Source organism: Cupriavidus sp. PB-02 (genome assembly GCF_058252315.1).
Genome location: NZ_CM177695.1, coordinates 532,891 through 547,450, shown reverse-complemented (window position 1 = coordinate 547,450; position 14,560 = coordinate 532,891). Strand labels below are relative to the sequence as shown.

At 63.8% G+C, this 14,560-nt stretch carries 13 protein-coding genes; 6 read left to right on the top strand and 7 right to left on the bottom strand.

Annotated features, from left to right (window positions below; translation table 11 throughout):
* Positions 1–211: 211 nt before the first annotated feature.
* From AC10V3_RS23255 to AC10V3_RS23245, 3 genes are all read right to left on the bottom strand, one after another.
* Positions 212–724, bottom strand: coding sequence for a DUF1097 domain-containing protein (locus AC10V3_RS23255; protein ID WP_022537755.1), 513 nt, complete (start codon positions 722–724; stop codon positions 212–214).
* 92 nt (positions 725–816) lie between these two features.
* Positions 817–1,137 carry a hypothetical protein gene (locus tag AC10V3_RS23250; RefSeq protein ID WP_022537754.1) on the bottom strand — a complete coding sequence of 107 codons (321 nt, stop codon included), beginning with the start codon at positions 1,135–1,137 and terminating at the stop codon, positions 817–819.
* 524 nt (positions 1,138–1,661) lie between these two features.
* Positions 1,662–2,078, bottom strand: coding sequence for an organic hydroperoxide resistance protein (locus AC10V3_RS23245; protein WP_022537753.1), 417 nt, complete (start codon positions 2,076–2,078; stop codon positions 1,662–1,664).
* 391 nt (positions 2,079–2,469) lie between these two features.
* On the opposite strand from AC10V3_RS23245, the gene hisN reads away from it, so the two are divergent.
* Entirely contained in the window at positions 2,470–3,321 is an 852-nt protein-coding gene (hisN, locus tag AC10V3_RS23240; RefSeq protein WP_490924057.1) for a histidinol-phosphatase, read from the top strand.
* 66 nt (positions 3,322–3,387) lie between these two features.
* On the opposite strand, the gene AC10V3_RS23235 is transcribed toward hisN, so the two are convergent.
* On the bottom strand, positions 3,388–4,833 hold the full coding sequence (locus AC10V3_RS23235; RefSeq protein ID WP_022537751.1) for an efflux transporter outer membrane subunit: 1,446 nt from the start codon (positions 4,831–4,833) through the stop codon (positions 3,388–3,390).
* 93 nt (positions 4,834–4,926) lie between these two features.
* Between AC10V3_RS23235 and AC10V3_RS23230 the strand changes: the two genes are divergently transcribed.
* The 3 genes from AC10V3_RS23230 to AC10V3_RS23220 all read left to right on the top strand — a co-directional run bounded on the left by AC10V3_RS23230 (position 4,927) and on the right by AC10V3_RS23220 (position 9,865).
* On the top strand, positions 4,927–5,544 hold the full coding sequence (locus AC10V3_RS23230; protein WP_022537750.1) for a TetR/AcrR family transcriptional regulator: 618 nt from the start codon (positions 4,927–4,929) through the stop codon (positions 5,542–5,544).
* Between the two features lie 92 nt (positions 5,545–5,636).
* On the top strand, positions 5,637–6,761 hold the full coding sequence (locus AC10V3_RS23225) for an efflux RND transporter periplasmic adaptor subunit (protein WP_022537749.1): 1,125 nt from the start codon (positions 5,637–5,639) through the stop codon (positions 6,759–6,761).
* Complete coding sequence (locus AC10V3_RS23220; protein WP_490924056.1) at positions 6,758–9,865, top strand: efflux RND transporter permease subunit; 3,108 nt, start codon at positions 6,758–6,760, stop codon at positions 9,863–9,865. The genes AC10V3_RS23225 and AC10V3_RS23220 overlap by 4 nt, the downstream gene beginning before the upstream one ends.
* A gap of 91 nt (positions 9,866–9,956) precedes the next feature.
* Here the strand turns inward: AC10V3_RS23220 and AC10V3_RS23215 are convergent, their stop codons facing one another.
* The 3 genes from AC10V3_RS23215 to AC10V3_RS23205 all read right to left on the bottom strand — a co-directional run bounded on the left by AC10V3_RS23215 (position 9,957) and on the right by AC10V3_RS23205 (position 13,262).
* Complete coding sequence (locus AC10V3_RS23215; protein WP_490924055.1) at positions 9,957–10,988, bottom strand: XdhC family protein; 1,032 nt, start codon at positions 10,986–10,988, stop codon at positions 9,957–9,959.
* 91 nt (positions 10,989–11,079) lie between these two features.
* A complete protein-coding gene (locus AC10V3_RS23210) occupies positions 11,080–12,447 on the bottom strand; it encodes an MFS transporter (protein ID WP_022537746.1) in 1,368 nt (455 codons plus the stop codon).
* Between the two features lie 77 nt (positions 12,448–12,524).
* Positions 12,525–13,262, bottom strand: coding sequence for a DUF302 domain-containing protein (locus AC10V3_RS23205; RefSeq protein WP_349608595.1), 738 nt, complete (start codon positions 13,260–13,262; stop codon positions 12,525–12,527).
* Positions 13,263–13,451: 189 nt separating this feature from the next.
* On the opposite strand from AC10V3_RS23205, the gene AC10V3_RS23200 reads away from it, so the two are divergent.
* Together AC10V3_RS23200 and AC10V3_RS23195 are read left to right on the top strand one after the other, a co-directional pair.
* On the top strand, positions 13,452–14,033 hold the full coding sequence (locus tag AC10V3_RS23200) for a TetR/AcrR family transcriptional regulator (protein WP_454752708.1): 582 nt from the start codon (positions 13,452–13,454) through the stop codon (positions 14,031–14,033).
* Positions 14,034–14,063: 30 nt separating this feature from the next.
* Positions 14,064–14,507 carry a winged helix-turn-helix transcriptional regulator gene (locus AC10V3_RS23195; protein ID WP_022537743.1) on the top strand — a complete coding sequence of 148 codons (444 nt, stop codon included), beginning with the start codon at positions 14,064–14,066 and terminating at the stop codon, positions 14,505–14,507.
* Positions 14,508–14,560: the final 53 nt, after the last annotated feature.

Sequence of the window (14,560 nt, the reverse complement as noted above, 5' to 3'; positions counted from 1 at the left end):
CCGTCCTGCGCATGGACGATCAAAGCCCGCATCAGCGCTCACTCCAAATCCTGCTGACATCCCCCAACACGTAACCGAGCATCGTTTCCAAAACGATCGTTTATCAAAACTGAAGCGGCATCTACGGGCGCCAGCTGCGGCAAAACGGGTTGCCGCCGGCATCGCTCTTGAGTCCTGGCTGCCCGCCGATACTTGACGATAGAAAGCCGGGTCAGGCCGCACGCGCGAGGCGGGCTTGCAGGACATTGGCGGTACCCGCGCCCAGGGCACCCAACGCGCCCGCGGCGGCCAACGCGCCGAGCAACGGCAGGGAGGGTGGCTCCATCGATGCAAAGAAGCTGATCAGGCCCAGGAAGTAGGCCAGCGGGTTGTTGACACGTGGCAGCGCGCGCAAGCTGAGCACGAGCACGACATCGCCGAACACCGCGATCGGTGTGGCGAGATCTCCAAATCGCGGCGTCAGCCATGCAATCAGTAGTCCCGTGCCGGCGCCAAAGACGATGCCCAGCAGGAATGCGGCAAGATTTTCCACGCCTTCGCGCAGTGTTTGCCCGCTTGTGCTGAAGCCGACCCAGCCAAGGAACATGGCCCAGGCAGGTAGCGCCGCGGCTAGCGTCCCGAAGGTGGTGGCCGCGGCCACCACCGCCCCGACCAGCGTGATGCCATGGAACGAGCCAGGCGGGATCGATGCCGCAGCCTGCACGGCAGTGCCTATCTTCGACATAAGTGCCTCCTAGCGGAAAAAGGCGGCCTGCCCGATTTACCCGGACAGGCCGCGATACGTGTCCGACCAGATTGGTTTCGACGTGCAGTGCGTCAGGCGTAGGCGCCATCGAAGTGGGACTCGACGCTGCGCGCCGGGTCCGCCGATACGCCCGTGCGGTCCAAGCCGGCCAGGGTACGGGCGCCGTCGTAGTACGGATCGACATTGCGTGCGCCATCGCTGTACGGGCTGCGCGGCTCCTGTACCGAACGCGCGCCGTCGCTGTACGGGTCGCGCGCATCCTGCACCGAGCGGGCGCCGTCGGTGTACGGGTCGCGTGCGCCCACATGGGAGAATCCGGTGGCCTGCGCACCGGCAGCGGCTGCAGCGAGGGCAATGGCGAAAACAAAATGCCTGGCGATGTTGGTAGACATGACTGGTTTCCTTAAGAGTTTGCGTCGGGTTGCCCGGCCGGTGTCACTTCGCTGTGGCTTTGCCGCCGGGCCACTGAACGTATTTAAGGAGACCGACGTATCGCGCACGTAGCCAATAGAGGCCAGCTCGGTAAGGACCCGTATCGTTGCGGCTGCGTGATACAGAGGCGTACAAAAAGTCGTGCGGGAACGGGATCAGGAGGCGGTTGGGTGAAGGTCAGTGAGCCTGGCGGCGGGTCCGAAGCTGCCTTCCGCCTCACATAACACTGACAAAGCAGCCGCGGACAGGCGCGTCATGCTTAGCCGCTAGGGTTCCGGTTCCGGGTATGGAGGCATACCGAGCCCGATCCTTACAGCCGGAAGGATGGCTTCATTGCCGATTCCCTGCGCGGCGATCGGGATACCGGCGACCTGGGCCGAGCGCGCCCATCCCAGGCTGACCTGCTTCAACAAGGTCGACCAGGGTGGGAGCGCACTCGGGGTCCTCTGCCGCTGTTCGTCTGGCTCAGCGCAAGCCAGCCTGCTCAGACCACGTTGATTGTGACGTCGATGTTGCCCCGCGTGGCCTTGGAATAGGGGCAGGTCTGATGCGCCTCATTCACCAACGACTGCGCGACCTCGCGCTCCACACCGGGCACGTGCACGTTGAGACGTGCCTGCAGCAAGTAGGCGTCGCCCGTCATGCCGAGGTCGACTTCGGCGTCGATGGCGACGTCCTCCGGCAGGGCAATCTTCATTTTCTTTGCGGCCACGCCCATGGCTCCCATGAAACATGCTGACCAGCCGACGGCAAAGAGTTGTTCGGGGTTGGTGCCAGGGCGTCCGCTGCCAGGAGAACTCAGTTTCACGTCAAGCTCGCCATCGCTGGACTTTCCGCTTCCATTGCGGCCGCTAAGCGTGTGCGCCTTGGCCGTGTAAAGCACTTTGTCGATTTTGCTCATCATGGAACTCATTCACGTTGGGGTTAAGAACGGGCTTATCAGCCTTTGCTCATCTTCGGGCGCGATGCGCCAGTAATTTCTTTACCCAAGGCTGTTGGAGCCAGGGCGCCCCGCCCGTCGCATCGGGTTCCAGCCAGTTCTGCTGGAGGTCATGGCGACTACGCCATGACCAAATCGTAGGAGCCGGCGGAGCGCATTACCAGGCGACAGAATCGACGAAACCCGCGCCAATTGCGGACGCAATGTATCGGCATGGACCGATTGACCTCGAGCGCTTCGGAATTCATGGCGCCGGCCAGGGCCGCAGCCGCAACCTGCGCGAAAGCAATGGTTCTCGTCGGACGTCCCCCTCGGAGCTAATGCTCGCCTGCCAATGCGGCCCGCGCCCTGCATGGCGCCGCGCGATACAATGTCAGGCCCCGGTTCAATTCCGCTGCAAGCGCGCACCGCTATGTCATTGCACCCAGACCAGCAAGCCGAATTCCTCGCCTTCGCCGGCCGCCTGGCCGACGCGGCCAGCGCCGTCACGCTTGCTTACTTTCGCGCGGCGTTCGACGTGGTGGACAAAGGCAGCACTCGCTTTGATCCCGTTACCGCGGCAGACCGGGAAGCCGAGCGTGCCATGCGCGAGCTGATCCGAAGCACTTACCCCAGCCACGGGATCCTTGGTGAAGAGGAACAGGGGATTGCCGGGACCGACCCGTTCTCCTGGGTACTGGATCCCATTGACGGGACGCGTGCCTTCATTACCGGGCTTCCGCTCTGGGGAACTTTGATTGCACTCAATGATGGCCAGCGCCCGGCGCTGGGCATCATGGATCAGCCCTTCACACGGGAGCGTTTTTCCGGGGACAGGAGCAATGCCTGGCTGAATGGCAAACCATTGCGGGTACGACCATGTGCGTCGCTTGCAGAAGCCAAGCTGATCTGCACCACACCGGACATGTTTGAGACCGGCGAACAATGGGATGCGTTTCAACGTGTCGCCCGGGCTGCCCGGATGCAGCGATACGGCGGGGACTGCTACGGTTATTGCATGGTCGCCGCCGGACATGTCGACGCCGTTGTCGAAGCGGGGCTACAGCCCTATGACGTGCAGGCCCTGATTCCGATCGTCGAGGGCGCCGGTGGCATCTTAACAAGCTGGACGGGCGGCGACCCCCAGCATGGCGGAGCGGTTGTCGCATGCGGCGATGCACGCGTACACCGGGAGATTCTCCGACTCCTGAATGCGCAAGGCTGAGCGCATGCGCCGCGTCGGCGGATCGGCCTCTTGCCCCTCACTGAATGCCGCATACCAGGTATTGCCCTATGAGGCATTTACCGGCGTCCACCCGCCGCCGAGCGCCTTGAACGCTGCTACGGCGGCGCGGGCTGATTCGGTCTGTGCCTGTGCCCTTGCATCGGACGTCCGCAGAAGGCGCTCGTCGGCATGCAGAACCTCGATCAGGCGGACAACGCCTTTCTGGTAGGCGGCAAATGAGGCGTTTCTCGCTTGGGTAAGCGATGTTTCGCCTTGTGCCAACGTGCCGGACTGGTCTTCACGCTTGATCAGCGCGGAGAAGGCATTTTCGACATCCTCGGTCGCTCGCAGCACAGCCTGACGGTATGCAGCCAGGGCTTCTGCTTCCTGGCCTCGAGCCACGTCGATCTGTGCATCGATGCGGCCGAAATCGAACAGGCGCCAGCGCAAGCCCAGCACGCCGGCCGCCTGGCTCGCACCGGCAGAAAAGAGGTTCCCGCTCGCTACGGATGTGGCGCTGCCCAGCAAGGCACTGAGCGAGAATTTGGGGTAGTACTCCGCAATGGCTACACCGATGCGTGCATTGGCTGCCGCCAGGCGGCGCTCCGCCACGATGAGATCGGGTCTGCGCCGCAGCAGATCCGCAGGCGAGCCCGTGCCGGTGAGCTGCGGTGCGACGGGAATCGCTTTGGTATCGGCCAGTTCGGTGCGATACGTGCCGGGCGGAACACCCAGCATCACGTCCAGCGCATTCAGCGCGGCATCGAGTCCCGCCTCAAGCACCGGGACGGTAGCGCGAACCTCGGCGAGCGCGCCCTCGGCCTGTCGTACTTCCAGTTCCGCTGCAAGTCCTTTGCTGTAGAGAAGGTTGACCGTCGAGACCAGCTTCTGTTGCGTCTGGACTTGCTGCCTGGCGATGGCAAGGCGGGACTGCAGGCCGCGCACGCTGATATAGAGGTCTGCGGTTTGCGCGGCCACAGCCAGACGAGTCGCCGTTGCACCGGCTTCCGATGCCTGGTACTCAGCCAGCGCGGCTTCCCGCCCGCGGCGCAGGCCCCCGAATACATCCAGTTCCCAGGTGGCGCCGAGGTTTGCCTCATAGCTGTTGCCATACCGGTCAAAGCCGGGCGTTGCATTGAGCAGCTGCCCGAGCGGGGTCTCGATCGACTGATACGTTCTTGCGGCCTGCGCGCTGGCGCTGACCGAAGGCAGCAAGGCCGCATTGGCCAGGCCGAGCCCGGCGCGCGCCTGCGCGACGCGCGCTGACGCCTGCGCCAGGTCCAGGTTCTGATCCAATGCCAACGACACCAGGCGGGTCAGCAGCGGATCGCCGAATCCCTCCCACCACCTGGCGAGATCTGCCGGGGATGACGCCTGCCTTTGTTCGAGCCCGGGCTGTCCCAGATAGTGCGCAGGGACGGGGGCGTCCGGCTTTCTGTAGTCCGGGCCGACTGCACAACCTGCTGATACGCCGACACTCAGCACAAGGGTAAGAAAGCGATGGGAAAGCATGGGCGTCACCGAAACCTGAGGAAGAGGAGTTGTGACTATATTATAAATTGGTCACTAGTTGTCAATAGGCGTTCGTCGCAGTAATCTGACCGCATGACCGAAACCACACCCATTGCCCCTTCCTCGCGGGGACCTGCCGATCACAATGTCCGCTCCCAGATCGTGGAGGCAGCTACCGAGCACTTCAGCCTCTATGGCTATGAGAAGACCACGGTTTCCGACCTGGCCAAGGCGATCGGCTTTTCCAAGGCCTACATCTACAAGTTCTTCGATTCCAAGCAGGCCATCGGCGAAGTGATTTGCGCTAACTGCCTGAGCGCCATCACGAACGAGGTCGATGTGGCCATTACGGAACTCCCGACAGCTTCCGAGCGGTTGCGACGCCTGTTCAAGGTACTGGTGGAGGCGGGCGCCCGCCTGTTTTTCCAGGACCGCAAGCTCTACGCCATTGCTTCGGCGGCGGCCCAGGAGCGCTGGCAGCCTGTTCGCGCCTACGAGGATCACATCAGGCAAGTCGTCGTGCAGATTGTCCTGGAGGGGCGCAGGTCCGGCGAGTTCGAGCGCAAGACGCCGCTGGACGAGACGGCCAATGGCATCTATCTCGTCATGCGTCCTTACATCGATCCCCTGCTGCTACAGCACAACCTCGATCTTGCTGCGGAAGCCCATGTGCAGCTTTCCAGCCTGATACTGCGCAGCCTCGCGCCTTAAGAAGCACGTTTGATGATTCTCTGTTTTGTGACCATTGACTAATATGGTCACAAGAACAATAATCCAGGTCCTGTCTTGTAGGAGAGGACCGTATGCTTCCGCGCCGAATTGCCTTATCCGCCACTGCGTGCCTGGTGCCGCTTGTACTCGCCGCCTGCGGCGAGAAAGCGCAGCCCGATCCGCGCACGCAGGCTCCGCTGGTCAGAGTTGGAATTGTTCAAAGCCCATCCGCCGCGTCGCGGGCATTCACGGGAACCGTTGCCGCCCGGGTCCAGGGTGATCTGGGCTTTCGTGTCTCGGGAAAAGTACTGGAGCGTCTTGTCGATGCGGGCCAGACCGTCAAGCGCGGTCAGCCGCTCATGCGCATCGACCCGAACGACCTGAAGCTGGCGGCGCACGCACAGCAGGAGGCGGTCGTGGCCGCCAGGGCACGGGCCAGGCAAACAGGGGACGACGAGGCCAGGTATCGCGACCTGGTGGCGTCCGGCGCCGTATCGGCCTCGGCCTATGACCAGATCAAGGCCGCGGCGGAATCGGCCAGGGCGCAGCTCAACGCAGCAGAAGCCCAGGCTGATGTGGCAAGGAATGCAACCGGCTACGCGGTCTTGCTCGCCGACGCCGACGGCGTTGTCGTGGAGACGCTGGCCGATGCCGGACAGGTGGTCAATGCCGGCCAGGTCGTGGTACGCGTGGCGCATGCCGGCCGCCGCGAAGCCATCGTTCACCTGCCGGAAACCTTGCGCCCCGCTGTGGGCTCCGTCGGACAGGCCACGCTTTATGGCAAGGACACGATGACCGTACCGGCCAGACTCAGGCAGCTTTCGGATTCGGCGGACCGGCTCACCCGCACGTACGAAGCGCGGTACGTACTGGAGGGCGCGCTGGCCGATGCCCCGCTCGGCGCGACCGTCACCATCCAGATCCCGGAAGGCCGCGCATCGACGCAAGCCGATCTGCAGGTGCCGATCGGCGCGCTCTTCGATCCGGGCAAAGGCCCGGGCGTGTGGGTGCTTGAGGGCAAGCTCAATCGCGTCACCTGGCGCCCGGTAAAGATTCACAGCCTGGATGACGATGCCGCGCGGGTCGCGGGTGAGCTCAGGATCGGGGACCGGATCGTTGCTCTCGGCGCCCATCTCCTGCGCGAAGGCGAGCAGGTACGCATCGCGGCACACAAAAGCGGACCCGGTCCGATGTCTGGTCAGGGAGTGCAGCAATGAGTGGCTTCAACCTTTCCGCACTCGCTGTCCGTGAACGCTCTGTCACGCTGTTCCTGATCATCCTGGTGTCGCTGGCGGGCGTTCTCGCGTTCTTCCAGCTGGGCCGGGCGGAAGATCCCGCCTTCACGGTGAAGACCATGACTGTCATCACCGCCTGGCCGGGGGCCACGGCGCAGGAGATGCAGGACCAGGTGGCGGAACGGCTGGAAAAGCGCATGCAGGAGCTGCGCTGGTACGACCGCACGGAAACCTACACCCGGCCCGGCCTGGCGTTCACCACATTGACCCTGCTCGATAGCACACCGCCTTCGGAGGTCCAGGAAGAGTTCTACCAGGCGCGAAAAAAGATCAGGGACGAGTCGGGCAATCTGCCTGCCGGTGTCATCGGCCCCATCGTGAACGACGAGTATTCGGACGTGACCTTCGCCCTGTTCGCGTTGAAGGCCAAAGGCGAGCCACAGCGGCTGCTGGTCCGCGACGCCGAAGCACAGCGTCAGCGCCTGCTGCACGTGCCGGGCGTGAAGAAGGTGAACATCATCGGAGAACAGTCCGAACGCATCTTCGTGGCCTTTTCCCATGACCGCCTGGCCACGCTGGGCGTCTCGCCACAGGACATCTTCGCGGCCCTCAACGGCCAGAATGCCCTCACGCCCGCCGGGTCGATCGACACCGCGGGTCCCCAGGTGTTCATTCGCCTCGACGGCGCCTTCGACAAGCTCCAGAAAATCCGTGACACGCCGGTGGTGGCACAGGGGCGGACCCTGAAGCTGTCGGATGTCGCCACGGTTGAGCGAGGGTACGAGGACCCCGCGACATTCCAGATCCGCAATAACCGCGAACCCGCACTGCTGCTGGGCATCGTGATGCGCGACGGCTGGAACGGCCTGGATCTGGGCAAGGCGCTGGATACGGAAGTCACGGCCATCAATGCCGAATTGCCACTGGGCATGAGCCTGACCAAGGTGACCGATCAGTCAGTCAACATCAGTTCCTCGGTCGATGAGTTTATGGTCAAGTTCTTCGTCGCCCTGCTCGTGGTCCTGGTGGTGAGTTTCCTGAGCATGGGCTGGCGCGTGGGCATCGTCGTCGCGGCGGCCGTGCCGCTGACGCTGGCCGCCGTGTTCGTGGTCATGGCCGCAACTGGCAAGAACTTCGACCGCATCACCCTGGGAGCGCTGATCCTGGCGCTGGGCCTGCTGGTGGACGACGCCATCATCGCCATTGAAATGATGGTGGTGAAGATGGAGGAAGGCTACAGCCGCATTGCCGCATCCGCCTATGCCTGGAGCCACACCGCCGCGCCGATGCTGTCCGGCACCCTGGTGACCGCGATCGGCTTCATGCCCAATGGCTTTGCCCGTTCCACGGCCGGCGAATACACCAGCAACATGTTCTGGATCGTGGGCATCGCACTGATCGCATCCTGGCTCGTCGCCGTCGCCTTCACGCCTTACCTGGGTGTCAAGCTGCTCCCGGAGATCAGCAAGGCCGACGGCGGCCACGATGCCATCTATGGCACCCCGAACTACAACCGCTTCCGCCGGCTGCTGGGGCGCGTCATCCAGCGCAAGTGGATCGTCGCCGGCGTCGTGGTGGGCGGCTTCGCGGTGGCCGTGCTTGGCATGGACATGGTGAAGAAGCAATTCTTCCCGACTTCCGACCGCCCCGAGGTGCTGGTCGAAGTCCAGATGCCTTATGGCGCTTCCATCGGCCAGACCAGCGCGGCCACGGCTAAGGTCGAAGCCTGGCTCGCCAAACAGGCGGAGGCGAAGATTGTTACGGCCTACATCGGTCAGGGTGCGCCCCGCTTCTACCTTGCCATGTCACCCGAGCTGCCGGACCCCTCCTTTGCGAAGATCATCGTGCGGACAGAGAACCCGGACGAACGCGAGGCCCTTAAGTTCAGGCTGCGCCAGGCCATCGCTGACGGACTGGCACCGGAGGCGCGCGTGCGCGTCAGCCAGCTGGTGTTCGGCCCGTACTCGCCGTTCCCGGTGGCATTCCGTGTCGCGGGGCCGGACCCGGACAAGCTGCGTGCGATTGCGGCGGACGTGCGACGGGTGATGGACACCAGCCCGCTGATGCGAACCGTCAATACGGACTGGGGACAGCGCACGCCCGCCCTGCACTTTACGCTTCAGCAGGATCGGCTGCAGGCGGTCGGCCTGACTTCCAGCGGGGTCGCGCAGCAACTCCAGTTCCTGCTCAGCGGCTTGCCCGTCACCGAAGTCCGTGAAGACATTCGCTCGGTGCAGGTCCTTGCGCGCGCGGCGGGAGACATACGCCTGGACCCGGAGAAGATCGCCGGCTTCACGCTGATCGGCGCCGCAGGACAGCGTGTTCCGCTTTCGCAGGTAGGCACTGTCGATGTGCGCATGGAAGACCCGATCCTGCGCCGACGCGACCGCACGCCGACCATCACGGTGCGCGGCGACATTGCCGAGGGGCTGCAGCCGCCAGATGTGTCCACGGCCATGCTGAAGCAACTGGAGCCAATCATCGCCAAACTGCCGGCCGGCTACCGGATCGAGCAGGCAGGCGCCATCGAGGAATCGGACAAGGCAACCAAGGCACTGCTGCCGTTGTTCCCGATCATGCTTGCCTTGACCCTGTTGATCATCATCCTGCAGGTGCGCTCGATCTCGGCCATGGTCATGGTGTTTGCCACCAGCCCGCTGGGACTGATCGGCGTGGTGCCGACCTTGCTGCTGTTCCAGCAGCCGTTCGGCATCAATGCCCTGGTCGGCCTGATCGCGCTGTCTGGGATCCTGATGCGCAATACGCTGATCCTGATCATGCAGATCCAACAGAACAAGAGCGAGGGACTGGCGCCATTCGACGCTGTCGTCGAAGCGACGGTGCAACGTGCCCGGCCAGTGATCCTGACCGCGCTGGCGGCGATCTTTGCCTTTATCCCGCTGGCGCATTCTGTGTTCTGGGGAACGTTGGCCTACACGCTGATCGGCGGCACCTTCGCCGGCACGGTGCTGACTCTGGTGTTCCTGCCAGCGATGTACGCCATCTGGTTCCGGATCAGGGTTCCTGCGGATGCTGAAGACAGGAATCCAGAAGCTTCCACGGTCATTTCGTATTCCGCGGAGTGAGCGACAGGAGCCCGGACACTCCCGCTGCCACCACTTGACTCGGCAGGCTGCGGCGTTGCTCCATTATCTGGAGTTCAGCCCGGTGCGGACCTCAGCCACATACGAGGTCGCCGGGCTGACGCAGATCTCCTGGTGTAGCCAACGCTGACTTCGCCCGTTCCACCTTCAGGTCGTCCGGCAAGGAGACGTGATTCCTGACGGCCACCACCTCGGCCAGAATCGAAATTGCGATCTCCGGTGGGGTACGGCTGCCGATATAGATGCCTGCCGGGCCATGTAGCCGCGCCAGCTGCGAGCCGGTCAGGTCGAACTCCTTCAGGCGCTCGCGCCGTGCCTGGTTGTTGCGGCGCGAACCCAGTGCGCCAACGTAGAAGGCCGGGGTGCGCAGCGCCTCCATCAGTGCCAGGTCGTCCAGCTTGGGATCGTGTGTCAGCGCGATGACCGCGCAGCGTTCGTCCAGCGCCATCTCCACCACGGTGTCGTCCGGCATGGTGCGCACCATGGTGACGCCGGCGATGGTCCAAGTCTCGGTATATTCCTCGCGAGGGTCGCACACCGTCACATCGAAGCCGAGCCCGACGGCGATCTCGCAGAGGTATTTCGAGAGCTGCCCGGCGCCGATCACCAGCATGCGATAGCGCGGCCCGTGGATCGTCAACAAGGACTTGCCATCGAACACCAGGCCGTCGGTGGCCGTGGCAGGTCCAAGCGTCGCGGTGCCGGTGGCCATGTCGAGCATGCGTGTCACCAGTCGGCCGGCTTCCACCGCGCTTAGCAGTTCGCGCAATCCACTTGCGGAGGACACCGGTTCGGCCACCAGTTCGATGGTGCCGCCGCACGGAAGACCAAAACGGTGGGCTTCCTCGGCGCTGATTCCGTACTTGATTGCCTCAGGAGCACGGTTGCGAATGCCTTCGCGGCGCGCTCGGTCAATGATGTCGTCCTCGATGCAGCCGCCCGAAACCGAACCCGCTACCAGGCCGTCGTCACGCACAGCCAGCATCGCGCCCGCCGGTCGCGGCGACGAGCCCCAGGTACGGACCACCGTCACCAGCAGGCAACGGTGTCCCTGCTCCCGCCAGCGGACACAGCTTCTCAAGACTTCGAGATCCACGCTTTCCATGATCCTTCCACACCTGCCGTCCAGCCTGCGTACGCTGCCCCGGGGAGCGTAGCAAGCTGATGTGTTATCAACACCCGGGGCCACAAGGTGGTCACGCTTCGTTGGCAAAGCCCGTCCGCAGCGGCGTCTCCGCCGCGCCCGCCCACCCCTTGTAGGCGACGGCCACGGCTGCAAGCAGGGCCGGCACCGCGAGGATGCTGAGAATCGAACTCATACCGAGGCCAAGCTGCAGCAGCGTGCCGCCGGCAACGGCGCCCAGGATGCCGCCGAAGCGCCCGATTCCCAGCATCCATCCCACCCCGCAGGCACGGCCGTGGGTGGGATAGAAGGAAGCGGCCAGCGCTGGCATGGAGACCAGCCCAGCCCCCATGAACAGCCCGGCAATCGGGGTCAACATGGTCAGGTATGCCCCGCTGGTCGCCTGCCCCATCGCCAGGGTGAATACGGCAGTGAAGAAATAGGCCACTCCGATCACGCGATGCGGATCGATGCGATCCATCAGCCAGCCGCAGGCAATGGCGCCCAGCGTGCCGCCCAGCGGGAACAGCGCCGCAATCAGCGAGGCCTCGGCCACGGTCGCGCCGGCCTCCTTGACGAGCGTCGGCATCCAGCTGGTCACCAGGTAGAAGACCAGCACACCGAGGAAGTAGGTGGTCCAGAGCATGAGCGTTCCGGTGCGATATCGCAGCGACAGGATCAGCGCGAGCGGTGAGCGCAGCTTGTCGGCCTGGTCATCGGGCAAGGTGAATCGGGACGCATGGATTTCCGCCGACCCTGCGATGCGCCGCAGCACCGTCCTGATCTTGTCGGCTGGCCAGTCGCGCAGCACCATGAACCGGATCGATTCCGGCAGCGCAAGTACCAGCACGGCGAGAGCCAGCGGCGCCACACCGCCAACGATAAAGACGCTGCGCCAGCCCCATGCGGGAATGATGAGCGCGGCCAGGAAGCCGCCGCCCGCCGCCCCCAGCGTAAAGCCGCAGAACATACTGTTCACCAGGAATGCGCGGCGCCTGGCCGGCGCGTATTCGGCCAGCAGCGTGGTCGCGTTCGGAATCGCCGCGCCGAGCCCGAGGCCGGTCAGGAAGCGCCAGCCGGACAGCTCGGCGGCGGATGCCGCGGAAGCGGTGGCCAGGCTGAAGAGCCCAAAGGCAACCACGGATACAAAGAGCACGGCCTTGCGCCCAAACCTGTCGGCGCAGGGTCCCGCGATCAGCGCGCCCAGCGCAAGGCCGACCAGCGAAGCGCTGAGTACATTGCCCAGGACAAGCTTCGAAACGCCCCACTCCCTGGTCACCGATGGCGCCACATAGCCGATCGCGGCAGTGTCGAAGCCATCGGCCACCACCACCAGGAAGCAGACGATGAGCACCATCCATTGGTAGGGGGAGAATCTCTGGTTGTCGATAAACGCCTGGACGTCGATCGTCCCCGGCAAGCCGGACTGCTGTGGTTTCATGCGACTGTCTCCGTATGTATTTTGCGTGTTTGCGCCGTCGTGCTCCGTGGCACGCCCGACTTTCCCTGTTGGCAGGTTTACCGCTGGGCCGCCAGCAGCGTGGCCCGCTCAATCACCTTCTCCAGCTTTCGATCGAGTGCAAGTCCGATCGCTGTGACGGCCGGGTTGCCAAACTGGCCGAACAGCGTGGAGGGCTGGTCGAAGTCGACCTTCACCACGCCAGGTTCCGTTTCATAGACCAGCACGGACAGCGGTGCATAGAGGCCGGCGCGGATATCGAGGCTGGTCATTTGCAGCGCAATCCTCGGGTTGCCCACGTGATAGCGCCTGGCTTTCCGGTGCGAGCCGGTCATGGTGAACAGCGCACCATGGTCCTGCGCCGCGAAGATCATCAGTCCTTGTTCGCCCTCCATGCGCGCCATCTTTGCGTCTGCCCCCTCGGGGTCGCTGGCAAGGGAAGCCATCACCGCCCGATCGAATTTACCCAGGATGGACTCGAAGCTGCGCGTGAATGCTTCATAGTCGACGCGTAGCTCCAGCATCCTGTGCACGATGCTGACAGACTGTGAACCGGCCTGGACCCGGGTAAGTTCCGTCTGTCCTGTCGCCTGTTCGCCGCCATGTGCCGCGGCATACGGCAGCGCCAGCGTGGCCGACAAAGCAAGCGCGAATGCGCGTTTTAGTTCTTGTCTCATTCCTCCTCCTACGTCACTCAATAGAATGATGATCGTCATACAGTGCAGCGCGAGGAACTCCGGCACCGCAAGGAGATGCCGCCTTGCATGTCCCGGTTCGCTGACAACTTTCCCGATCATGCCCACCGATGTATCCGGCGTCTACATGCTAGTCAGGGGAACCTGCAGGGTCAAGGAAGATCACGCCACCTCCCCTCGGTGCTATCCCTAAGGGCAAGTTCGGGAGTGCGGGGAACAAGCCACTACGCGCTGACATCCGGAAGGAATCGGATGTCATGATGATCGTAATGCTATATATTGCAGAGACACATGCGCCCTCCAACTATTCCCTCCCCGACCATGCGTTATTCACAGGACCAGAAAGCCGAAACCCACAAGCACATCGTCAAGACGGCTTCGACGCAATTTCGCAAGCACGGTGTCAACGGCATCGGCGTGGCGCAGTTGATGAAGAGCGCCGGCATGACGCATGGCGGTTTCTACGCACACTTCGACTCCAAGGACGCCTTGATTGCCGAGGCAATTGATGCCGCCTTCGACCAGACCATGGAGTTTCTCGAGCACGCAGCGCAAGCCGCGCCGCCCACGCAGCGCAAGAGCGCCATCGTTGGCGCCTATGTGAGCAAGAAGCACCGCGACAATCCTGGATCGGGTTGCGCGATCGCAGCGCTCGGCACGGATGTTTCGCGCCTTGACGCCAAGACGCGGCGGCGCTTCGAGGCGCGCGTCGCGTCGCTGATCGAACTGGTCGCGGGGAGTGATGATGAGGCTTCCCGCAAGGACGCGATCGTCACGCTCGCTTCCATGGTCGGCGGCCTCGTGCTGGCTCGCGCCGTCCGCTCGGAAGCGCTGTCCACGGAAATCGTGGATGCCCTCCAGTCGTCGCTATAGCGCGACGGCCTGCGCCCAGGACAAGGCGAGATGAGTCGCACCCGCTTCCTTGACATGCCATGCTCCGTTGCCCGCGCCGCGGCGGTGCTGGGCGAGCGCTGGGTCATCCTGATCCTGCGTGAAGCGTATTACGGCGCGACACGCTTCGAGGAATTCGAGCGGCGCCTCGGCATTGCCTCGAATATCCTGAGCGCCAGGCTCCAGGCGATGACCGATCATGGCCTGCTGGTACGCCGGCCGATAGCAGGCAGCACACGCTGCGCCTACTTCCTGAGCGAAAGCGCGCGCGATTTCCTGCCTACCTACCTGAGCCTCAAGGCGTGGGCGGAGCGATGGGCTGAACCGAGGCGGCGCGCCACGGTTTTCGTAGACACGCAGACGGGCGAAGAAATCATGGCGCCGCCGCTGACGCGCGCTGATGGTTCGCTGATCTGCTTCGACGACGTCCAGGTGATCAGCAGCCGGACGCGTTAATCAACGGCGAGGCTGGGGAGAGGGTCGGGTTAGCGCTAATATTGAGGCCTGAC

Coding starts and splice junctions, on each gene's coding strand:
- AC10V3_RS23250 (WP_022537754.1), bottom strand. CDS start 1,137: ATGTCTACCAACATCGCCAGGCATTTTGTTTTCGCCATTGCCCTCGCT.
- AC10V3_RS23220 (WP_490924056.1), top strand. CDS start 6,758: ATGAGTGGCTTCAACCTTTCCGCACTCGCTGTCCGTGAACGCTCTGTC.
- AC10V3_RS23195 (WP_022537743.1), top strand. CDS start 14,064: ATGAGTCGCACCCGCTTCCTTGACATGCCATGCTCCGTTGCCCGCGCC.
- hisN (WP_490924057.1), top strand. CDS start 2,470: ATGGCGCCGCGCGATACAATGTCAGGCCCCGGTTCAATTCCGCTGCAA.
- AC10V3_RS23235 (WP_022537751.1), bottom strand. CDS start 4,833: ATGCTTTCCCATCGCTTTCTTACCCTTGTGCTGAGTGTCGGCGTATCA.
- AC10V3_RS23245 (WP_022537753.1), bottom strand. CDS start 2,078: ATGAGCAAAATCGACAAAGTGCTTTACACGGCCAAGGCGCACACGCTT.
- AC10V3_RS23255 (WP_022537755.1), bottom strand. CDS start 724: ATGTCGAAGATAGGCACTGCCGTGCAGGCTGCGGCATCGATCCCGCCT.
- AC10V3_RS23210 (WP_022537746.1), bottom strand. CDS start 12,447: ATGAAACCACAGCAGTCCGGCTTGCCGGGGACGATCGACGTCCAGGCG.
- AC10V3_RS23225 (WP_022537749.1), top strand. CDS start 5,637: ATGCTTCCGCGCCGAATTGCCTTATCCGCCACTGCGTGCCTGGTGCCG.
- AC10V3_RS23215 (WP_490924055.1), bottom strand. CDS start 10,988: ATGGAAAGCGTGGATCTCGAAGTCTTGAGAAGCTGTGTCCGCTGGCGG.
- AC10V3_RS23200 (WP_454752708.1), top strand. CDS start 13,452: ATGCGCCCTCCAACTATTCCCTCCCCGACCATGCGTTATTCACAGGAC.
- AC10V3_RS23230 (WP_022537750.1), top strand. CDS start 4,927: ATGACCGAAACCACACCCATTGCCCCTTCCTCGCGGGGACCTGCCGAT.
- AC10V3_RS23205 (WP_349608595.1), bottom strand. CDS start 13,262: ATGATCGGGAAAGTTGTCAGCGAACCGGGACATGCAAGGCGGCATCTC.